The sequence below is a fragment of the Enterococcus sp. DIV0876 genome (assembly GCF_050529585.1).
GTDB lineage: Bacteria > Bacillota > Bacilli > Lactobacillales > Enterococcaceae > Enterococcus_D.
Map to the genome: position 1 here is coordinate 611627 of NZ_CP172882.1, position 20558 is coordinate 632184.

Below are 20558 nucleotides of genomic sequence, written 5' to 3' on the forward strand. Positions count from 1 at the left end.
ATGAAGGATAAAGTAAAAAAAATCAGCAAGACATACAAGATGCGGCAACATTTTTCTTGGTCGGGGATGCGACGATCATTACAAACCACTCATGTTCGCCAAGGGGCTTCTCGTAGCGGGGTGACAGTGTTGGTGCTGGCTATCGTGGTCGTGGTGAATTTGATCGTAGGGCAATTGCCTCAAACCATCAATACCATTGATTTAAGTGAAGAACAAGTCACAGAAATCTCGCAAACATCGAAAAATCTATTGAATGATTTGGAGGATCCCATCACGTTGAAAGTGTTGGCTGATCAAACAACGACCGATACGGCCATTCAATCATTTCTGGGAAAATATGCTGCAACTAGCAATAAAGTGTCGATCGAATGGATCGATCCCGTGCTGCATCCATCTGTTTTGACAGATTATAACGCCGAAGAAAATAGCGTGATCGTCGAAAATGAGACCACAGGATCGTTTGAAGTCATTTCTTTCAGCAGTATTATATCCACTGGCTACGACAGTTCGTACAACACGGTCACGACTTTTGATGGTGATGGTCAACTGACGAGTGCAATCAATCGTTTGACCAATCAAAATGAACACACGATCTATTTGTCAGCCGGTCATGGGGAAGAAACCCTTGTCAGCAGTATCACTACGTTATTTGATAAAGCAAATTATTCAACGGCTGAATTAAATACGGTGACCACTGCAGAAATGCCAGAGGATATGGATCTCTTGTTGATTTATGGGCCAACAACTGATTTTACAGAAGATGAGATCACCAATCTTGAGATGTACATTGCTGACGGTGGCAAAGTAATGGTGGTCTTGAGCGCGGAAGATGCTGACACACCGAATCTGGCAGCGTTCATGAAAGCGTATGGATTGGTAGAAACTTCTGGCTATATTGCAGATGCCGAGCGTGCTTATCAGGGACAAAGTTATTATTTGATTCCTGCTATTACAGGTACTGGTGTTTATTTGGATAATCTGTCGAGTCAAACAGTCTTGCTGATCAATACGAAGGGATTTACCCAAGTAGATCCTACGATTGAAGATGCAACAGTCACCACTTTGTTGCAGACCAGTGAAAATGGCTATAATGTGACCGAGAATGAGCAAACCCAAGGAACGTATACATTGGGGGCAGTCGTGACACAAACGACCACTGATGCGGATGAAGAGACAACATCTGATGATGAAACCACAAGCAGTGACACGGATGACGCTGTGGCCGATACGGAGACAGAAAATCAGGAGGGCAAGTTAACCATTTTAAGTTCAACCAACCTAGTGGCAGAAGATGTGACCAGTGCGTTTGCCACATTGGAAAACAATACCGTCTTTATGAACATGGTGACTGCCAACTTTGATGATATTGAAAATATTTCTATTGAAGCCAAAACATTGTCTTCTAATATGAATACAGTCACCAATCCTGGCGGTTATAGTGTGTTGTTCATTCTGATCATTCCGCTAGCGATCCTAGTCGCAGGTTTTGTGATTTGGTTCCGTCGCAGAAGAGCGTAGGGGGGACATATATGAAGAAAATCTATTTGTTGCTGGGCAGCCTATTTTTTATCTTAATTGCTGCCTACTGGGGACTTAAAGTCTATAATCAACAGGCCGCAGCTGCAAAAACAGCTGCAGCAGAAGCGGACGTGATTTATGTGACAAACGAAGATACGCTAACCGCACTGAGCTATTCTAACGGCACAGATACACTTGCGTTTGACTTTTCTGATACAACTTGGACCTATCACGATGACGAGGCACTGCACATCAATCAAACCACATTGCAATCGGTGGCGGCATCATTTGCGCAATTAACAGCTGTTAGAGAATTGTCTGAAGATGTTGATGCGTTGTCTGATTATGGTCTGGGTGCCCCCGCCTATACGCTAACGATCACATCTAGTGAAGGGGAAACAACAAAAATTTTTATCGGCGATGCTTTTTCAAATGATACTTATTACTATGGAAAGACGGACGCCAGTGATACGATCTATGTGCTGAATGCTTCTGTGGTGACCAACTTAGTCTTTGATTTAAATGAGTTGGTAGAAATTCCTTCTCTCCCAGGATTGACGACGGATAATACCTTGACCTTAACAAGAGCGGTGGGTAGTGACACGATCAGTCTAGAACCTGATACAGCTGCTTCGACCGAATCAAGCACTGTCGAGGATCAGACTGAATCAAGTACAGCAGAAGAAACCACTTCGCCATTTGAAGATGCGATCACTGCAATTGCCTCATCGATGATTTATAGTACCCAAACTGCTGAACCAACAGATGATGAACTAGAAACTTACGGTTTAACAGAAGATACACGCAAAACGTATACCATGACTTATATTTATGATGATAAAGAAACCACATTTGTTTTTTATGCTGGGCATACCGATGAAGAGGATACGACAACTTATATCCAAGTCAAAGGCAACAAATCGGTTTATTTGGTCAGTGTGTCGATGATAGAAGCCTTGGATACAGCGTTCAACGAAGCAAATTAAGCAAAAAACGAAGTCAACGGCCAATGAGGCAGTGACTTCGTTTTTTTGTTTTTAGTGACAATCAGTCTATGAAACAAAAAAATACCAGTCGGGCGGAGACTGGTAAGAGGAAGAAAAATATTTTTGGTATGCGTTAAATATACCTTGAGAAGGCTAAATCAATCTTAAAAAAAGTTAAGATATGATTAAGTACCGTTTGGGCTTCAATAAAAGATAGCCAAACAAAGCGTTTATTCCAATTCTTCCAAAATGGACGCTGGAACTTCTGATTGTGCGATTTCATTTGGTCCGGAAACAATTCTGGTATTGCTGATTTCCGCTTTGATCAAAGTGTTTGGGGCATAGGGTGTGACGTGTTCGCCTGAAAGTTCGTAGGTCATGATTTCTTTTTCACCATTTTTTTTGATAAATTCAAATGTGTAGTCATAAGAGGTATAACCTGCTATTTTGTTTCCGGATTGATCCACTGTTTGGTGGGCTTCTGGGACTTTTTCAGGGGTAACTGCATATGCAGTTACAGCTTTATAGGTGTTTGCATAGTATTTATAGCCATAATATCCACCTGCAGCTATGATTAAAACGCCAAGCGTCAAAAGTATTTTTTTCATGTTCATCGTTCCTTTCTTTACAGGAGACAATATAGCATGTTTCGCCTAAAAAAATGCATCGAATCAGATAACAAAATTGTAAGTTCAGCTTTTTTGAATAAAACAGCTGTAATTTTCTGTCGAACAATTGTGATATTGTTCAATAAGAATGAAACACGCTTGCAACATTGTAATGATATTCTGTTACTTGTGCCAGACAATGGTACAAATAAACAAAAGAGAGGTTTTTTCATTTGAAAAAATTTGCATTTACACTTGTTGCAGGATTTGGTTTATTCGCAGGCACTTCAGTAGCTTTTGCGGACGAACAAACCCACGTTGTTGAACCAGGTGACACATTATCAGGCTTGGCGGCAACATACCAAACGACGATTGATGATATCATGGCATTGAATGCGTCGATCGAAGACCCTAATTTGATTTTTGATGGTGAAACATTGTTGATTTTCAGCGATGGACAAACAGTTGATAGTAAAGAAACGACAAACAGCTCAGCAAATGCAAGCAGTTCAGAAAGCCAAACAACTTCTGAAAGTACAGCGGCAGCTTCTGCAAGCACCAGCCAAGCTTCTGCAAGCACCAGCCAAGCTTCTGCAAGCACACCGAGCTCAGGTTCAGGTGTATTGAATCCAGTGGATGGCATCAATTATTATAATGGTGTTAGAGAATCTTACTACTCACAAAATGTCTTGCCTGGCGGAGGATTAAATATTCCAGGACGCCACGTAGCGTCAGACGGAACGATTCGCGATGCAGATGGCTATATCGTTGTGGCTAGCGACAACCAAGCCAAAGGTTCGACAGGACAATCTTCTTTAGGGGCTTATAAAGTCTACGATACAGGTGTCGGCCATAGTGGGATCGACGTATATACGAACTGGTAAAATAGGCAATCAGTTTCAGCAAAAGGCAAAAACTGCTTCGGCGGTTTTGCCTTTTTTTGCTTGTCTCCTAGTATGGTCTAGACAAATTCTTGTCAAAAAGAAATGAATGTGGTATTATTGGACTATACCAAAAAAAGAACGGAGCGCATGACTATGGAAATTATTCGCGTAAAAGATGCTGGCCAAGGCGGAAAGAAAGCTTTTGAGTTGATTCAAGAAGGCATGGAAAATGGTGCGAAAGTACTAGGACTAGCAACAGGCAGCACACCTGAAACCCTATATGCTGAAATGACAGCAAGTGCTGTTGATTTTTCACAGATGACCTCAGTAAATTTAGATGAATATGTTGGCTTAGGCGGCAGCGATGATCAAAGTTATCGCCATTTTATGGATGTTCATTTGTTCAACAAAAAACCATTTTTAGAAACTTTTGTGCCAAATGGCAAAGCGAGTGATTTAGAGGAAGAATGCCGACGCTATGATGATGTGATTGCAGCACATCCAGTGGATATTCAAATTCTAGGTATTGGTCAAAATGGTCATATTGGGTTCAATGAACCTGGCGCTTCTTTTGAAGGAACTACCTCAGTCGTTGATTTGACTGAATCGACGATCAACGCCAACAAACGTTATTTCGATAAAGTAGAAGATGTACCAACGACTGCTATCTCAATGGGCATTGGCTCAATCATGCGCAGCAAAAAAATCATTTTGATGGCTTTTGGCGAAGCCAAAGCAGATGCGATCCAAAAAATGATCGAAGGACCTGTCACCCAAGAACTGCCTGCGTCAGTATTGCAAAATCATGATGATGTCATTGTGATCATCGATGAAGCTGCTGCCAGCAAACTATAATTGATCCCCAAACCAGACTTTAGCAGTCTGGTTTTTCTTTTTGACTGCATAGTGCTATAGTTAAATAAAAGAGAAAAAGAGGGAATGTTCCATGGCGGATATACATTTGACGATACCTGAAATCGCGCTGCGTTTGTTGCTGGCGATGGTAATGGGTGGGGCCATTGGTTTTGAAAGACAATACAAGAGTCGTCCCGCTGGCCTGAGAACACATATTTTGGTCTGCATGGGTGCTTGTGTGATTGCTTTGATCCAAGTTGAAATCGCAAGTGGTGCGATGCGAGATGCGCTAAATCATCCCAACTTGGCTGGTGTCATACGTTCAGACGAGGCCAGATTGATTGCGCAAGTGGTCAGTGGTGTCGGCTTCTTAGGCGCCGGAACGATCATTGTGACCAAACGATCTGTGACCGGGTTGACGACAGCTGCTTCACTGTGGGCAATTGCCGGTTTGGGGATTGCCATCGGGATGGGCTTTTATCCGATCGCTATTAGTAGTTTTTTGGGTATTTTCTTTGCATTGACAATCGTTAAACGGATCGTCAAAGTACCTACAGCGAAAAAATTAGAGATTCAGTATTTCCATCGAGCAGAAACCAAGGAATTCTTGACCGAGTACTTTCAGGAGAAAAAAATCAATATTGAAGATGTCAATTTTGATGTGAAATTCATGGAAGATTATCGAATCTATACAAATATCTATACCATCGATTTGCCGCGAGGCTTGAGTTTCTCAGAGGTGATCGAAGAATTATCAGTCTACAAAAACATCACAAAGATTCGTTTAGTGGATATTGCATAAAAAACAAAAAAATGACATCGGCTATGACAAACAGCCGATGTCGTTTTTTTATTTGAACAGCAAGAGGGTGATGACAACGATCAAAAGATTACTCAGGAAGTTGATCCCTTCATTGGATACAAAAGCCAAGCCGCTGACTTTGCGGGTGGCTTGCTGATGGTGGATTTTTTTCTCCGTATATTGACCACACACAAGACACTGGTAGCGGACTTGAATCGTTGCGCCCAACAGACTATCCACCAGACTGCCTAAAAAACCCAATGCAACGAGCAGAATCAATTGTGTGAGTATGATTGGCTTGCCACTAAGCCATAAGCTGATGGTATATAAGCCAATGATCGCAGCGCTCCCTGCTAAAGAGGCGCAAGTGCCCAGCAAACTGACGCCGCCAGATAGACCAGGAGCCAATTTCTTCCCCGTAAGCAGATCGCGAGGCGGTTTTCGGCTCAAAACGCCAATATCCGATCCCCATGTATCAGAAGTACAGCTGGCGATACCGGCAGTAAAGGCCAATAAAAACATGTCGTTATTGAATACCCTATACAAAAGCAAAACAAAGAGACTAGGAAAAATATTGGCCCAGACTTGAAGCATGTCCCGTTTATGGCCTTTATTCACGGGATCATCGGGTGCGCGATCGACTTGATGTTTGAATAAGCTGATCGCGCCAGAGCTGGCAAAAAAGAATCCAACAAGAAAGATACTATACCACGGTCCGATTGTGATGATCAGTGTGCCAGAGATGATCGCTGCGATCGTACCTGAAGGTGACAGCCATTGCAAAAATAAGGCCCCACAGGCAACAAGGCAGCTTAGAGCCAGGCCTAAAGCAAATTGATAAAAGAGCAACATAGATGCGCCTCCCTTTTTTTATAGTGTAGCATAGATTGATCCAATCACGTAGGGAACGCAAAATTCAGCAGAATCGATTGCTTTTTGCTCGTCAAATAGACGCGTTTCATTTAAGCTTATACTATGAGGTGAGTGAGATGAAAATAGTGATTGTAGGCGGATCTTTTGGCGGAATCAGTTGTGCGCGAGAAGCGCGCCGGTTATATCCACAAGCTGAGATTCTCTTGATAGAAAAGAAAGCCCAGATTGGATTTATCCCCAGTGGCATGCTGCTCTATATTGAAGGCCGGATCGATTCATTGGCAGATGCTTTTTTCTGCAAAGCAGATCAATTGCGGGCAGAAGGTATTATTGTTGCACTCAATGAAGCGGTTCTTGGTATCGCACCCGATGAACATCTGCTGCATACGGACCGACGGACAATCCAGTATGATCGCTTGGTCTTAGCCGCAGGCTCTAGCCAAGACTCTCATATTTTGCCGCAACCTGAAGAATCGCTGCTTACCTATAAAGAATATGATGTGGCCCAAAGTTTTGTGGACCAGCTGGCACAAGCTGACTCTGTTGGCATCGTTGGTGCTGGCCAAGCGGGTATGGAAGCTGCCAATACGATGATAACAATCAACAAAAGCGTGTCTGTCATTGAGTCGATGGATTACCCGCTATTCAAATATTTTGATCAAACCTTTTTGCAACCGTTTTTGGACGAACTAGCACAAATACCCAACTTGACCTTTTATTGGTCAGAACCCACGCTGGCTGTGAATAAGACGGATACCGGTTTTCAGATTGAAACCGCCGAACATGTGATTGAGAGTGACTTGGTTTTGACCACAGTCAATGTCCATCCAAGTGTTCAATCGGCCTTTGCCTCTTTTCGCCGTCACAGTGACCAAACGATTTGGACCGATGCGTATTTGGAGACCTCTCAGCGAGATGTGTTTGCGGTAGGGGACCTGATCCAAATCCCTAATGGGGTGACAAACGACACGACATACATGCCTTTGGTCAATAATGCCATTCGTTCTGGCGCGGCAGCTGCTAGAAACTTGTTAGAAAAAACACTGTCCTTCAGAGGTGGATTGCGCACGGTAGGCACACAGTTGTTTGGCTGGTATTTAGCTAGTACCGGTTTGACCGAATCTGACCGTTTCTTTTATGAGAAAGAGGTTGTATGTCATGATTTTGAAGAGAGACACTCAGTTTTTGCGCCTGACAAGATCTATGGCAAGCTCACGATCGAAGCCGAAAGCGGCCGCATATTAGGCGCCCAACTATTATCAAAAGCCAATATTCTGGAAAAAATAAATTTATTGGCCTTTGCGATTGAAAAAAAATCGACCCTTGATGAATTGGCACAAAAAGATTTTTTCTTTCAACCTAAATTTTCGCCAGCCACTGACCAAACCTTTATTTGGCCCGTAGGATGTGATGCCGATGAGACTTGATCAGTTACTGGAAAAAAAAGAAGCCAAGCAATTACAGTTATTAAAGAAATTATTGCTGGCTGGTGGGAAGCTGCCGATCCACGACATGGCAGACTATCTCAAAATCAGTAAACCATCTTTAGAAAAGTATGCGGAAGAACTGATGCTTGTTTTGCAAAAGTACCAAGGGCAGTGTCGGTTATTTTATGAAGGAAATTATCTAGTCTATCAGATGGCTCCTTCGTTTTCGCTGAGTCAAATCGAAGGGGATTTTTACCAAGAAGCCATCAAATATCAGATTTTGACCCATTTGTTAGAACACCAAGAGACTGCCATGATTCCATTGGCACACAAGCTCTCTGTCAGTGAATCTTCTTTATTTCGCAAAATCAAAGAGCTAAATATTCTGCTGGCAGAATTTGGCTTGGAAATATGGCAAGGAAAAATAACTGGTGAAGAACCGCAAATTCGCTACTTTTATTTTGAATTATTTTGGCATGTCGGTTCTCTTAGGAATCAACCACTGGAGATTGATGAAAAGTATATCGGATTGATCGCTAGAGGATTGCGTTATTCTTTTACGGAAGAAGCACAACAGCGCTTATCATTGTGGCTGCATATTATGAAAGCGCGTTTGAAAGTAGGTGGACAATCGTATCAACAGTTGCGGATTCAAATGACCCCCTATTTGAAAGATCCGCTGTATCAACAATTGCGTGAATTGGTTTTTCGTAGTTTTGGTCACTATGCCTTTGAAGTGCGGGAAGAGGAGGCGATGCTGCATTTTGTTTTTCTTTTATCTTTTTCCATTTTTTCTGAGTCTGATTTTCGCAGCTACATGCTGCAACGCTCGCGGTTTACCCCAACAGCCCTAACCGATACCTTGATTTTAGAAAATATTCTCCATTTGTATCGGCCCAAACCTGTACCTAGAGAAATAGAAGCAACGTGTTATTTCCATTTGTCTCAGATCCATAGCCGTATTTATTTTTTTCAAGGAGATGTTGAAGTTTTTGATCGGGGCAATATTTGGCAACTTGAAGCCAAACTGTCTAGTCGCAACATTCAGCAAATCAGCGAGAAATTACTCACGGCCGCTACCACGGAAATGCAGATCGAGCAAACGGAGACCAACAGCTTACTTGTCATGACAATGGTCAAGTATTTGAGTGTGATCACTATCATTGATTACCAAATCAATCGTGCATTTCGTGTAGGGATCGCATTGAAAATGGATGGGTTATTCAAAGAGGCGGTTTATTATATGTGGCTGCTCTATTTAAAAAATATCAATGGGGTCGTGGTGGAAAGTTATTCACCTGAAACAGACTATGATTTGATTTTGGCCAACTACCCATTACAAACCCAAACACCCACCTATCGAATCAGCGAGTTAGGCACGAATTATGATATTGGAGAAATCAAAAAAATCATACGTGAACGCTTTGAATCTTAGATTTCGTCAATTTCTTTTGAATTTAAAAAAAAGTTGACGAGTTACCACTGTAAAATTCCGTTATAGTAAAGGCAAGAAAGAAAACGTTATCATAACGTATTAAAAATTAAGGGAGCGAATATAATGGCAGAAAAAGATTATGTAATGGCGATCGATCAAGGGACAACAAGTTCAAGAGCAATCATTTTTGACCGCAATGGGAAAAATGTGGGTAGTTCGCAAAAAGAATTTCCTCAATACTTTCCTAAATCTGGTTGGGTAGAGCACAACGCCAATGAAATTTGGAATTCTGTTCAATCGGTTATTGCGGGTGCTTTCATTGAATCAGGGATACGTCCAGAAGCTATCGCTAGTATTGGGATCACCAATCAACGTGAAACGACCGTTGTTTGGGACAAAAACACCGGACAACCCATTGCAAATGCAATTGTCTGGCAATCACGCCAGTCTTCACCGATTGCTGATCAATTAAAAGAAGATGGGCACAAAGAAATGATCCATGAAAAAACTGGTTTAGTGATCGATGCGTACTTCTCAGCAACTAAAATCCGCTGGCTATTAGACAATGTAGAAGGCGCACAAGAAAAAGCTGACAATGGCGACCTGCTTTTTGGTACGATTGATTCCTGGTTGGTCTGGAAACTCACCGACGGACAAGTCCATGTGACGGATTATTCCAATGCCAGCCGAACGATGTTGTATAACATCCATAAATTAGAATGGGACCAAGAAATCTTGGATATCTTGAATATTCCTAGTTCCATGCTACCCGAAGTCAAAAGCAATTCAGAAGTCTATGGACATACGCGCAGTTATCATTTCTACGGCAGCGAAGTGCCGATTGCCGGAATGGCAGGGGACCAGCAAGCCGCTTTATTTGGACAAATGGCTTTTGAAAAAGGCATGATCAAAAATACCTATGGCACGGGTGCCTTTATTGTCATGAACACGGGTGAAGAACCCCAATTATCTGATAACGATTTGCTGACAACCATCGGGTATGGTATCAACGGCAAAGTGTATTATGCATTAGAAGGTAGTATCTTTGTAGCCGGATCTGCGATCCAATGGTTGCGTGATGGGTTGAGAATGATTGAGACTTCCCCACAATCAGAAGAGTTGGCAGCCAAAGCCAAAGGGGACAATGAGGTCTATGTGGTACCAGCCTTTACTGGTTTGGGTGCGCCTTATTGGGATTCAGATGCTCGGGGCGCGGTCTTTGGTTTGACCCGCGGCACGACCAAAGAAGATTTCGTGCGTGCCACCTTACAAGCCGTTGCTTACCAATCAAGAGATGTTATCGAAACCATGAAAAAAGATTCTGGTATCGATATCCCATTGTTGAAAGTGGATGGCGGTGCAGCTAAAAATGATTTATTGATGCAGTTCCAAGCAGATATCTTAGACATCGATGTGCAACGGGCAGCAAATCTTGAAACAACAGCCTTAGGTGCTGCTTACCTCGCGGGATTAGCTGTTGGTTTTTGGAAAGACCTTGATGATTTGAAATCAATGGCAGAAGAAGGCCAAACCTTTACACCTGAAATGGCAAATGAAGAACGAGAAAATCTATATGAAGGATGGAAACAAGCAGTAGCTGCGACACAAGTCTTCAAATTTAAAGCGAAGAAAGAAGGCGAATAAGCCATGACTTTTTCATACAAAGACCGCCAACAAGCAATCAATGAAGCCAAAGATACCACTTATGATGTTTTGGTGATTGGGGGCGGTATCACAGGTGCTGGTGTAGCGGTGCAAACCGCTGCTGCTGGTATGAAGACTGTCTTGTTAGAAATGCAAGACTTTGCGGAAGGAACTTCGTCACGCTCAACCAAGTTGGTTCATGGCGGGATTCGTTATTTGAAAACATTTGATGTCGAAGTAGTAGCCGACACGGTAAGAGAACGGGCAATCGTACAACAAATTGCCCCTCATATTCCCAAGCCGGATCCAATGCTCTTACCAATTTACGATGAACCAGGTGCTACATTTTCGATGTTTTCTGTGAAAGTCGCAATGGACCTCTATGATCGCCTGGCGAATGTGACCGGTTCGAAATATGCGAACTATACATTATCTAAAGAAGAAGTTTTAGAAAGAGAACCTCAACTGCAAGCGGAAAATTTAGTTGGAGGTGGGGTCTATCTTGATTTTCGTAACAATGATGCGCGTTTGGTGATCGAAAATATCAAGCGGGCGCAAGCCGATGGTGGTTCTATGATCAGTAAAGCCAAAGTCGTGGGGATCCTGCATGATCAAAAAGGAACGATCAATGGCGTGAAAGTAGAAGATCAGTTGACAAAAGAGACCTTCGAAGTCCATGCCAAGGTCGTTATCAATACAACAGGTCCTTGGTCTGATATTGTCCGTCAATTGGACAGCAATGACAATTTACCGCCTCAAATGCGGCCCACAAAAGGGGTTCATTTGGTTGTAGATCGTGAAAAGTTGAAAGTACCGCAACCGACTTATTTTGATACCGGTAAAAATGATGGACGGATGGTCTTTGTGGTCCCAAGAGAAAACAAAACTTACTTTGGCACAACAGATACGGATTATACGGGAGATTTTGCCCATCCGACTGTCACACAAGATGATGTGGATTACTTGTTGGCAATTGTCAATGAACGCTTTCCAGAAGCGTCGGTCACCATCGATGATATCGAAGCAAGTTGGGCAGGATTACGTCCTTTGATCACAGCCAATGGCGGCTCTGATTACAATGGCGGCTCGAAGAACGAATTGACTGAAGAAAGTTTCAATCAAATTGTGGAAAGCGTCAAATTGTATTTAGAAGATGAACGGCAAAAACCCCAGGTTGAAAAAGCAATCAAAGATGCGGAAAAACGAATCGAAGCCAATAAAGTGGATCCTTCACAAGTGTCACGGGGCAGTAGCTTAGAACGATCTCAAGATGGGTTGTTGACATTAGCTGGTGGGAAAATCACAGATTATCGCTTGATGGCAGAAGGTGCAGTCAAACGCATCCATGATCTGCTGGAAGAACAAGGGGCCACGTTTACCTTGGTTGATTCGACCAAATATCCAGTTTCTGGCGGCGAGATCGATGCTGCACATGTCGAAGAAGAACTGGATCGTTTAGCAGCAGAAGCACAAGCTGCGGGATTTGATGAATCGTCCGCTGCTTATCTAGCTAATCTTTATGGATCAAATCTGCCGAAGGTGTTGACCTACAAAACGACATTTGAAGGTTTAGATGAAAAAGAAAGTACGGCATTGAATTATGCGCTGCATGAAGAGCTAGTCTTGACGCCAGTGGATTACTTGCTGCGACGGACGAATCATATTTTGTTTATGCGGGATACATTGGATACGGTCAAAGCCGGCGTTGTTTCTGCAATGGCAGATTACTTTGGCTGGGCTGCAGATGAAAAGGCCCACTACGTTGAAGAAATGAATCAAGTTATTGCCGAGTCTGATTTAACAGCCCTAAAAGGAGGAGAATAAAATGAGTGATGCAACACAGATATTTAGTGAATTTTTGGGTACAGCAATTTTGGTTTTGTTGGGTGACGGGGTTTGTGCGGCGGTCAATTTGAAAAAAAGCAAAGCCGAGGCGTCCGGGTGGATCGTGATTGCCATGGGTTGGGCAACGGCTGTAACAATTGCTGTCTATGCATCAGGTTTTATGGGACCTGCACATTTGAACCCAGCTGTTACCTTGGGTATGGCCATGACAGGCAACTTTGAATGGTCACTGGCAATACCATTTATGTTGGCGCAAGTTGCGGGTGCAATCGTAGGCGCTGTGCTTGTTTGGCTGAATTACTTGCCATTATGGGATGAAACAGAAGACCAAGGTGCTATTTTAGGTACTTTTGCGACTGGTCCCGCTGTCCGCAACCTAGTGGCAAATACCATGACCGAAGTTATCGGTACATTTGTTTTGGTTTTTGGGCTTTTGGCTTTTGGTGCCAATACCTTTACAGACGGTTTGAATCCGATCGTTGTTGGGATCTTGATCTTAGCGATTGGTCTTTCATTAGGTGGTCCGACAGGTTACGCCATCAACCCAGCTCGTGACTTAGGTCCGCGGATCGCCCATCAACTACTGCCAATCAAAAACAAAGGAACTTCTGATTGGGGGTATGCGCTCGTACCGATCGTAGGTCCATTTATCGGTGCCGCGTTGGCTGCTGGATTATTCATGATGCTGCCATTATAAGTCATATAAAAGGATGCCTGCGGGTATCCTTTTTTTTTGCGTTGTTTTGAACCAACAGCCAAATCTTTGGCGCTAAGGATCACTCTTTCATGAAGAGAGCGTACAAGATGACAGGCATATCGTTTTGATCATACACACGACAAATAACCCAGCCAATGCGTATTCATCCATCATTGGCTGGGTCTATGCATTTATTTAGTCTAAACCGATCAAGTAGTCATCATCTTTCATGGCTTCTACAGAGCCTAACAAGTATCCGTTGCCGACTTGTGAGAAGAAGTCATGATTGCTGGTGCCAGTTGAGATCCCGTTCATCACGATTGGATTCACATCGTTGGCTGTATCAGGGAACAATGGGTCTTGGCCTAAGTTCATCAAGGCTTTGTTGGCATTATAGCGCAAGAAGGTTTTTACTTCTTCGGTCCATCCGATTTCATCATACAATTCTTCCGTATAACGTTCTTCGTTTTCATACAACTCGTAGAGCAAGTCGTACATCCAGTCTTTCAGCGACTGTTGCTCGTCTTCTGGCAATTCATTGAAGCCCAATTGGAATTTATAGCCAATATAAGTGCCATGCACAGATTCATCGCGAATGATCAATTTAATGATTTCAGCGACGTTGGCTAATTTATTGTTGCCAAGGTAGTATAAAGGCGTGTAGAAACCGGAGTAAAATAAGAACGTCTCTAAGAAAACACTGGCGATCTTTTTCTCCAACGGTGTGCCGTTTAGATAGATTTCATTGATACGTTCGGCTTTCTTTTGTAAATAGGGATTGGTATTGGTCCATTCAAAAATATCGGCAATTTCCGCTTTTGTATTCAATGTACTGAAAATCGATGAATAACTTTTGGCATGCACAGATTCCATGAATTGAATATTGTTCAATACAGCTTCTTCGTGGGGGGTACGCACGTCTTTGCGCAATTGATCCATACCGCTTTCAGACTGGACAGTGTCTAGTAAAGTCAAACCGCCAAATACATAGCCAACGGTGGTTTTTTCCAGATCAGAAAGTGTCCGCCAATCATCTAAATCATTGGATAAGGGAATCCGGGTATCTAACCAGAATTGTTCCGTTAATTTTTCCCAGGTTGATTTGTCGATAATATCTTCGATCTCATTCCAGTTGATTGCTTCATAATAGGTCTCCATAATCATTTCCTCCAGTATTGATTGTTAAGCATAGGGCCAGCCGTAAGATTGTCTTTACGGCTGGCGGATCGCTGTGCTTAATGAATGATCAAATGACACAGCTTTCGCATTGATTGCTGCCGATTTCTTCTGCATCGTCGGTAAAGGTCCGTACATAATAAATCGATTTGATCCCTTTGTGGAACGCATAGTGACGCAAAATATTCAAATCACGGGTGGTTTGTTTCGTGGTTTCTTTCCATTCATACAAACCTTCTGGAATATCAGAACGCATAAACAAAGTCATGCTCATCCCTTGATCAACGTGTTTTTGTGCAGTGGCATAAACATCGATCACTTTGCGCATATCCATATCGTAGGCGGATTGGTAGTAGCCGATCGTATCATTGCTAAGATAAGGGGCAGGGTAATATATTTTCCCGATTTTCTTTTCTTGACGCTCTTCAATCATCCGAGTGATTGGATGAATGCTGGCACTTGTGTCATTGATATAAGAAATAGACCCATTAGGTGCTACGGCTAAGCGATTTTGATGGTACAAGCCAGTTTCTTTGACGGCTTGTGCCAATGCTGCCCAGTCTTCACCAGTTGGCAAGAAGATACCTTCAAACAAGGATTTGACTTTTTCAGATTTTGGTTCATAAGAACCTTCGATGTAATCTGTAAAATAGCTGCCATCTGCATAAGCTGATTTTTCAAAGTTATGGAACACTTCACCTTTTTCTTTAGCAATCGCGTTACTTTCAACCAATGTCCAATAGTTAAGGAGCATGAAGTAAAGATCGGTAAATTCAATCGACTCTGGAGAACCATACTCCATGTGATTTTTGGCAAAATAGGTATGCAAGCCCATCGCACCTAAACCAATCGTATGATTCAAGGCATTGCCATTTTGAATAGAAGGAACAACATCGATATCTGAAGCGTCCGTCACGAAAGTTAGTGCCCGTGTCATTGCTTTGACAGAGCGGCCAAAGTCAGGGCTATCCATCAAGTTCACGATATTGGTAGACCCTAAGTTACAACTAATATCCGTGCCCAGTACATCATATTCTTGTTTGCCGTTAATTTCAGAAGGGGCTTGTACTTGTAGAATCTCAGAACACAAGTTACTCATGATGATTTTGCCATCGATTGGGTTTGCCCGGTTTGCAGTATCAATATTGATGATGTAAGGATAACCAGATTCTTGTTGTAATTTAGAAATTTCGTTTTCTAAATCACGGGCGCGAATTTTGGTTTTGCGAATCCGTGGATTGGCAACTAGATTCTCATATTCTTCAGTAATGTCGACATATGAGAACGGCACGCCGTATTCTTTTTCAACGCTATAAGGGCTGAATAGATACATTTCTTCATTTTTACGGGTCAGTTCATAAAACTTATCAGGAACGATCACACCAAGTGACAATGTCTTCACACGAATTTTTTCGTCCGCATTTTCTTTTTTTGCTGACAAGAAGCTGATGATGTCAGGATGAAAGACATTCAAGTAAACGACACCTGCACCTTGGCGTTGACCCAATTGGTTGGAGTAACTAAAACTATCTTCAAACAATTTCATAACAGGCATCACACCGCTCGCAGCCCCTTCGTAGCCTTTGATTGGTGCGCCAGCTTCACGTAAGTTTGAAAGAGTGATGCCCACGCCACCGCCAATACGCGATAATTGCAAAGCCGAATTGATTCCACGGCCAATCGCATTCATGTCATCTGTGATCTGAATCAAGAAACAAGAAACCAATTCACCACGGCGTTTGCGACCAGCATTCAAGAATGATGGGGTTGCCGGTTGGTAGCGTTGATAGATCATTTCGTCCGCTAAGCTCAATGCCAATTCTTCATTGCCGTCTGCAAAGTATAATGCATTAAATGCGACCCGGTCTTCATAACGTTCTAAATAGGCAGTGCCATCGTTGGTTTTCAAAGCATATTGAGAATAAAATTTATAAGCTGCCATAAATGATTTAAAGGTAAAATGCTGCTCATCCAAGAATTGATACAGTCTTTCGATAAACGCGGGATCATATTTACGGATAAACGCTTCTTCTAAGTAGTCGTTTTCAATCAAATAATTAATTTTGTCCATAGCAGTGGCAAAAGTGCGTGTGTTGGGTTCAACATTTTCTTTGAAGAACGCAGCTAATGCTTCTTTATCTTTATTCAATGGAATTTGACCGTCGATGGGACGATTGATTTCATTGTTTAATTTGAAATAGCTAACGTCTTTGATTTCTTTCAAGCTCATAACGGGCTAACCTCTTTTCTTATTTTATACGTATAAAAAAGGATTTGCGGTCTTACGACTGACAAATCCCTCAAAAAACAGCGAATTGAGACAAATCTTAGCTCGCCAATTGACGTAATTGATCTGGACGGAAACCGATAATTGTTTGTGCGTCAGATGTAATGACAGGAACACTTTGGAAGCCTTGTTCTTTCAAGAATTCCAATGCTTCTGGTTCGTTATCGATGTTGACTTCTTCAAAAGCAATTTGATTTTCGCTCAAAAAGCGTTTTGCCATTTTGCATTGCATACAGTTGTTTTTGGAAAATAATTTAATATTCATGAGACATACCTCCGAGTGAATTTCTTTATAAACCTAGTATAAATAAGTCACGGAGAAAGTCAACGAAAAAACACTATATATTGTGCTTGTGAAAATCACATACACTATTTATAGTGTTATCATGTTTTTTATACAGCGCATATTCGACCCTAGATATTATCGAATCGCCATTTATCGCAATCGATCCAAAAAGATATACAGTTAAAATGATTAAAAAAAAATTTGATTGTGAAGTGAATATCAATATAACCTGGAGATTCCGTTGACTTTCCCATAAAATCGCTCTATTATAATGATAATCATTCTCAATTAACCTGTACGTATTCACACAAATAGTCAAAATAAGGAGCGATTTTTAATGGAAATGGCGCAAACGCAAGCCTCTTACACCTATCGCATCGAATCGATCCATACAACAAAACAAGTCACTGCCCATTTAAATGATTTGGGCTTACGTGTTGGAACAGATGTGCTGATTTTACAAAAGAACCAGCAAGGGGGCATCCTCATGTATCAGAATAATCGCATCGCACTCGATGAATCAGTGATGCGGCAAATCGATGTCATACCAACGACCAAAAGCAGACAAATCACATCTTTAGATCAATTGGCAATCGGTGAGGAAGCAAATGTTGCCAATATTGCGGCAATTGGTGCTTTGCGGCGACGCTTGATGGATATGGGGTTGACCAAGAATGTGCCAGTAAAAGTCGTAAAATTGGCACCTTTAGGCGATCCAATCGAGATTCGTGTCCGGGGCTATGAATTGTCATTACGCAAAGAAGAGGCAGCCCATGTCCTTGTTGAAAAAGGAGGAAGCGGCAGATGAAGCAACAGATGAAGCAACAGATGAAGCAACAGATGAAGCAACAATTTGCATTGGTCGGCAATCCCAATAGTGGCAAAACGAGTACCTTTAATCAGTTGACAGGCGCCAAACAGACGGTTGGAAATTGGCCCGGCGTGACCGTTGAGCGCAAGTCAGGAAAATATAAGAAGGATGCACAGATCACGATTCAAGATTTGCCGGGGATCTATTCTTTATCACCATATACGCCAGAAGAAGTCATCTCCCGTAATTACTTGCAAGAAGCCGTTATTGATTCGGTCTTGAACATTGTGGATGGGACCAATCTGGAACGAAATTTATATCTTACGCTGCAATTGCTGGAGATGGGCTTGCCTTTGGTGGTAGCCATCAATATGAGTGATTTATTGAAGAAGAAAGGGATTCAGTTAAACATTGATAAATTGGCTTACGGTTTAGGGGTACCTGTTGTGAAAATCAGTGCCTTGAAACAGCAAGGAATGGATAAAATGATTACGGCTGCCAAACAATCTGCGAAACAACCATCAGAAGTCCTAAGGTATGATTCTCGTCTGGAAGCGGCTTTGGCTGAAATTGGCCTTCTGTTACCCCCTGAATTATCCGAGGAAAAAAGACGGTGGCTGGCAATCAAGTTGTTCGAAAAAGATCTATTGATCACAGAAACCCTTGAACTTACTGAAGCCCAGCAAAAAGAAGTAGCTGAAACGATCGCAATTGCAGAGATGATTTTCAAAGAAAGCAGTGATGCGATTTTGGTCAATGAACGCTATGGGTTTATTGAGGGATTATTGTCTTTATCGGTTATTAGAGAAGACGATCAGCGCTTGTCTATGAGTGACAAAATCGATCATTTATTGACCCATCGTGTGCTGGCATTGCCAATATTCGCATTCTTTATGTGGTTGATCTATTATTTGTCGATCCAAACGGTCGGAACGATGGGGACTGATTGGGTCAATGACGTCTTGTTCGGGACATGGATTCCTGATGCACTAGATCAGGTTATGAACCAATTGCATGTGGCGCAATGGCTGCAAGAATTGATCCAAGACGGTATTGTCGCAGGTGTCGGTGCAGTGCTGGGTTTCTTGCCGCAGATATTTGTATTGTTCTTCTGTTTGGCTATTTTAGAAGATTGCGGCTATATGGCGCGTATCGCATTTGTGATGGACCGTTTATTCCGTAAATTTGGCTTATCTGGGAAATCGTTTATTCCGATGTTGATTGCCACTGGTTGTGGCGTACCTGGTGTGATGGCAAGTCGGACGATCGAGAATCAAAAAGATCGCCGCTTGACCGTCATGGTGACGACCTTTATGCCTTGTTCTGCAAAATTGCCGATCATCGCTTTGATTTCAGGTGCCTTCTTTCCAGGCAGTACATGGGTTGCACCATCGGCTTATTTTATCGGCATGGGCGCAATTGTTTTATCAGGGATCGCTTTGAAAAAAACTGCGCTGTTTGCGGGTGACCCAGCGCCCTTTATTATGGAGTTGCCAGCCTATCATTTGCCGCAACTGACAACGGTCTTAAAAAGCGCCTGTGACCGAGGGATTGCCTTTGTCAAAAAGGCAGGAACGATCATCTTTGTTGCGTGTATTTTCATTTGGTTTGCCTCAAGTTATGACTTTACATTGACTAGGGTAGCTGAAGATCAAAGTATCTTGGCGTTTGCCGGTCGATTAGCAGCCCCGATTTTTGCACCTTTAGGCTGGGGCACTTGGCGCGGCACAGTGGCGACGATCACTGGGTTGATCGCCAAAGAAAATGTGATTGGCACATTTGGTATACTATATGGTCAAACAGGGGATATGTCAGAAAGCGGGAACGAAATTTGGCAATTACTGAGAAATGATTATACCGCAGTGGCTGCTTACTCATTTTTGATTTTTAACTTATTGTGTGCGCCATGTTTTGCTGCCATCGGTGCGATTCATCGAGAGATGGGGGACAGCAAATGGACTTGGTTGGCTATCGGTTATCAGTGCGGTTTGGCTTATTGTGCAAGTTTTGTTGTTTATCAGCTAGGTCACGTCTTTTTTGAAGGGGGCCATCTAACGATTGCAACACTTTTGGCTGTTGTGGTCATCTGCGTTTTGATTTTTGCGCTCGTTAAAAAGCCTAGTCAAAAGGCACATGGCCCGATACAAGTGATAGGAGGAAACGAATGGTAGCGACGATCATCATTGGTTCACTGATATTTGGCTATGCAGCTAGAGTTGTCTATAACATGTGCCAAAAAAACAGCTGCTCGGATTGTCATTGTGCCTGTTCAGTGAAAGAAGAAACCCAAAAGAATCACCAAGCGTGATGGATCAAAATAGAATCTTGTAGAGTAGATAAGTGATTATCTACTCTTTTTTACTTTTGTCAAATTCTTGCTGTTAAAGCAGAGGCATCTTTAGTATAATTTTTTATATAAATAGT

18 protein-coding genes are annotated in these 20558 nt (G+C 42.4%); 13 read left to right on the forward strand and 5 right to left on the reverse strand.

Annotation, left to right across the window (positions count from 1 at the left end; translation table 11 throughout):
• Complete coding sequence (locus IGI41_RS02880; RefSeq protein ID WP_430611231.1) at positions 1 to 1518, forward strand: Gldg family protein; 1518 nt, start codon at positions 1 to 3, stop codon at positions 1516 to 1518.
• An 11-nt stretch (positions 1519 to 1529) separates the two neighbouring features.
• On the forward strand, positions 1530 to 2504 hold the full coding sequence (locus IGI41_RS02885; protein ID WP_430611232.1) for a DUF4340 domain-containing protein: 975 nt from the start codon (positions 1530 to 1532) through the stop codon (positions 2502 to 2504).
• A 230-nt stretch (positions 2505 to 2734) separates the two neighbouring features.
• Here the strand turns inward: IGI41_RS02885 and IGI41_RS02890 are convergent, their stop codons facing one another.
• Positions 2735 to 3112 carry a DUF1093 domain-containing protein gene (locus IGI41_RS02890; RefSeq protein WP_430611233.1) on the reverse strand — a complete coding sequence of 126 codons (378 nt, stop codon included), beginning with the start codon at positions 3110 to 3112 and terminating at the stop codon, positions 2735 to 2737.
• Positions 3113 to 3345: 233 nt separating this feature from the next.
• On the opposite strand from IGI41_RS02890, the gene IGI41_RS02895 reads away from it, so the two are divergent.
• From IGI41_RS02895 to IGI41_RS02905, 3 genes are all read left to right on the forward strand, one after another.
• Positions 3346 to 3996: a LysM peptidoglycan-binding domain-containing protein gene (locus IGI41_RS02895; RefSeq protein WP_430611234.1), complete on the forward strand. Its 651-nt coding sequence runs from the start codon at positions 3346 to 3348 to the stop codon at positions 3994 to 3996.
• Between the two features lie 153 nt (positions 3997 to 4149).
• A complete protein-coding gene (nagB, locus tag IGI41_RS02900; protein WP_430612693.1) occupies positions 4150 to 4851 on the forward strand; it encodes a glucosamine-6-phosphate deaminase in 702 nt (233 codons plus the stop codon).
• Between the two features lie 91 nt (positions 4852 to 4942).
• Positions 4943 to 5653 carry an MgtC/SapB family protein gene (locus tag IGI41_RS02905; RefSeq protein WP_430611235.1) on the forward strand — a complete coding sequence of 237 codons (711 nt, stop codon included), beginning with the start codon at positions 4943 to 4945 and terminating at the stop codon, positions 5651 to 5653.
• 48 nt (positions 5654 to 5701) lie between these two features.
• Here IGI41_RS02905 and IGI41_RS02910 read toward each other — a convergent pair whose 3' ends face one another.
• Entirely contained in the window at positions 5702 to 6505 is an 804-nt protein-coding gene (locus tag IGI41_RS02910) for a DUF92 domain-containing protein (RefSeq protein WP_430611236.1), read from the reverse strand.
• 137 nt (positions 6506 to 6642) lie between these two features.
• Here IGI41_RS02910 and IGI41_RS02915 point away from each other — a divergent pair, with 137 nt between their 5' ends.
• The 5 genes from IGI41_RS02915 (at position 6643) to IGI41_RS02935 (ending at position 13574) form a co-directional block, all read left to right on the forward strand.
• Positions 6643 to 7953, forward strand: a complete 1311-nt coding sequence (locus tag IGI41_RS02915) for an FAD-dependent oxidoreductase (RefSeq protein ID WP_430611237.1) — start codon at positions 6643 to 6645, stop codon at positions 7951 to 7953.
• Positions 7943 to 9388 (forward strand): helix-turn-helix domain-containing protein, encoded by a 1446-nt coding sequence (locus IGI41_RS02920; RefSeq protein ID WP_430611238.1) that lies wholly within the window; start codon positions 7943 to 7945, stop codon positions 9386 to 9388. Before IGI41_RS02915 ends, IGI41_RS02920 begins: the two co-directional genes overlap by 11 nt.
• 123 nt (positions 9389 to 9511) lie before the next feature.
• The gene (glpK, locus tag IGI41_RS02925; protein WP_430611239.1) at positions 9512 to 11032 is read left to right on the forward strand and encodes a glycerol kinase GlpK; all 1521 of its coding nucleotides are present in this window, start codon (positions 9512 to 9514) and stop codon (positions 11030 to 11032) included.
• Between the two features lie 3 nt (positions 11033 to 11035).
• Entirely contained in the window at positions 11036 to 12856 is a 1821-nt protein-coding gene (gene glpO / locus IGI41_RS02930) for a type 1 glycerol-3-phosphate oxidase (RefSeq protein ID WP_430611240.1), read from the forward strand.
• A gap of 1 nt (position 12857) precedes the next feature.
• A complete protein-coding gene (locus tag IGI41_RS02935; RefSeq protein WP_430611241.1) occupies positions 12858 to 13574 on the forward strand; it encodes an MIP/aquaporin family protein in 717 nt (238 codons plus the stop codon).
• A 195-nt stretch (positions 13575 to 13769) separates the two neighbouring features.
• Here IGI41_RS02935 and nrdF read toward each other — a convergent pair whose 3' ends face one another.
• From nrdF to nrdH, 3 genes are all read right to left on the reverse strand, one after another.
• Positions 13770 to 14735, reverse strand: coding sequence for a class 1b ribonucleoside-diphosphate reductase subunit beta (gene nrdF / locus IGI41_RS02940; protein WP_430612695.1), 966 nt, complete (start codon positions 14733 to 14735; stop codon positions 13770 to 13772).
• An 85-nt stretch (positions 14736 to 14820) separates the two neighbouring features.
• Positions 14821 to 16980 carry a class 1b ribonucleoside-diphosphate reductase subunit alpha gene (gene nrdE / locus IGI41_RS02945; RefSeq protein WP_430611242.1) on the reverse strand — a complete coding sequence of 720 codons (2160 nt, stop codon included), beginning with the start codon at positions 16978 to 16980 and terminating at the stop codon, positions 14821 to 14823.
• 97 nt (positions 16981 to 17077) lie between these two features.
• On the reverse strand, positions 17078 to 17302 hold the full coding sequence (nrdH, locus tag IGI41_RS02950) for a glutaredoxin-like protein NrdH (RefSeq protein WP_054117135.1): 225 nt from the start codon (positions 17300 to 17302) through the stop codon (positions 17078 to 17080).
• 358 nt (positions 17303 to 17660) lie between these two features.
• On the opposite strand from nrdH, the gene IGI41_RS02955 reads away from it, so the two are divergent.
• Genes IGI41_RS02955 through IGI41_RS02965 form a run of 3 tightly spaced genes read left to right on the forward strand, consistent with a single transcriptional unit; the run spans position 17661 to position 20442 of the window.
• Positions 17661 to 18131: a ferrous iron transport protein A gene (locus IGI41_RS02955; RefSeq protein ID WP_430611243.1), complete on the forward strand. Its 471-nt coding sequence runs from the start codon at positions 17661 to 17663 to the stop codon at positions 18129 to 18131.
• Between the two features lie 32 nt (positions 18132 to 18163).
• Entirely contained in the window at positions 18164 to 20305 is a 2142-nt protein-coding gene (gene feoB / locus IGI41_RS02960) for a ferrous iron transport protein B (RefSeq protein ID WP_430612697.1), read from the forward strand.
• Entirely contained in the window at positions 20299 to 20442 is a 144-nt protein-coding gene (locus IGI41_RS02965) for a FeoB-associated Cys-rich membrane protein (protein ID WP_430611244.1), read from the forward strand. Before feoB ends, IGI41_RS02965 begins: the two co-directional genes overlap by 7 nt.
• Positions 20443 to 20558 lie beyond the last annotated feature (116 nt).

Coding starts and splice junctions, on each gene's coding strand:
- IGI41_RS02920 (WP_430611238.1), top strand. CDS start 7,943: ATGAGACTTGATCAGTTACTGGAAAAAAAAGAAGCCAAGCAATTACAG.
- nrdH (WP_054117135.1), bottom strand. CDS start 17,302: ATGAATATTAAATTATTTTCCAAAAACAACTGTATGCAATGCAAAATG.
- IGI41_RS02910 (WP_430611236.1), bottom strand. CDS start 6,505: ATGTTGCTCTTTTATCAATTTGCTTTAGGCCTGGCTCTAAGCTGCCTT.
- IGI41_RS02915 (WP_430611237.1), top strand. CDS start 6,643: ATGAAAATAGTGATTGTAGGCGGATCTTTTGGCGGAATCAGTTGTGCG.
- nagB (WP_430612693.1), top strand. CDS start 4,150: ATGGAAATTATTCGCGTAAAAGATGCTGGCCAAGGCGGAAAGAAAGCT.
- glpO (WP_430611240.1), top strand. CDS start 11,036: ATGACTTTTTCATACAAAGACCGCCAACAAGCAATCAATGAAGCCAAA.
- IGI41_RS02905 (WP_430611235.1), top strand. CDS start 4,943: ATGGCGGATATACATTTGACGATACCTGAAATCGCGCTGCGTTTGTTG.
- IGI41_RS02965 (WP_430611244.1), top strand. CDS start 20,299: ATGGTAGCGACGATCATCATTGGTTCACTGATATTTGGCTATGCAGCT.
- glpK (WP_430611239.1), top strand. CDS start 9,512: ATGGCAGAAAAAGATTATGTAATGGCGATCGATCAAGGGACAACAAGT.
- IGI41_RS02885 (WP_430611232.1), top strand. CDS start 1,530: ATGAAGAAAATCTATTTGTTGCTGGGCAGCCTATTTTTTATCTTAATT.
- IGI41_RS02935 (WP_430611241.1), top strand. CDS start 12,858: ATGAGTGATGCAACACAGATATTTAGTGAATTTTTGGGTACAGCAATT.
- IGI41_RS02880 (WP_430611231.1), top strand. CDS start 1: ATGAAGGATAAAGTAAAAAAAATCAGCAAGACATACAAGATGCGGCAA.
- IGI41_RS02890 (WP_430611233.1), bottom strand. CDS start 3,112: ATGAAAAAAATACTTTTGACGCTTGGCGTTTTAATCATAGCTGCAGGT.
- feoB (WP_430612697.1), top strand. CDS start 18,164: ATGAAGCAACAATTTGCATTGGTCGGCAATCCCAATAGTGGCAAAACG.
- IGI41_RS02955 (WP_430611243.1), top strand. CDS start 17,661: ATGGAAATGGCGCAAACGCAAGCCTCTTACACCTATCGCATCGAATCG.
- nrdE (WP_430611242.1), bottom strand. CDS start 16,980: ATGAGCTTGAAAGAAATCAAAGACGTTAGCTATTTCAAATTAAACAAT.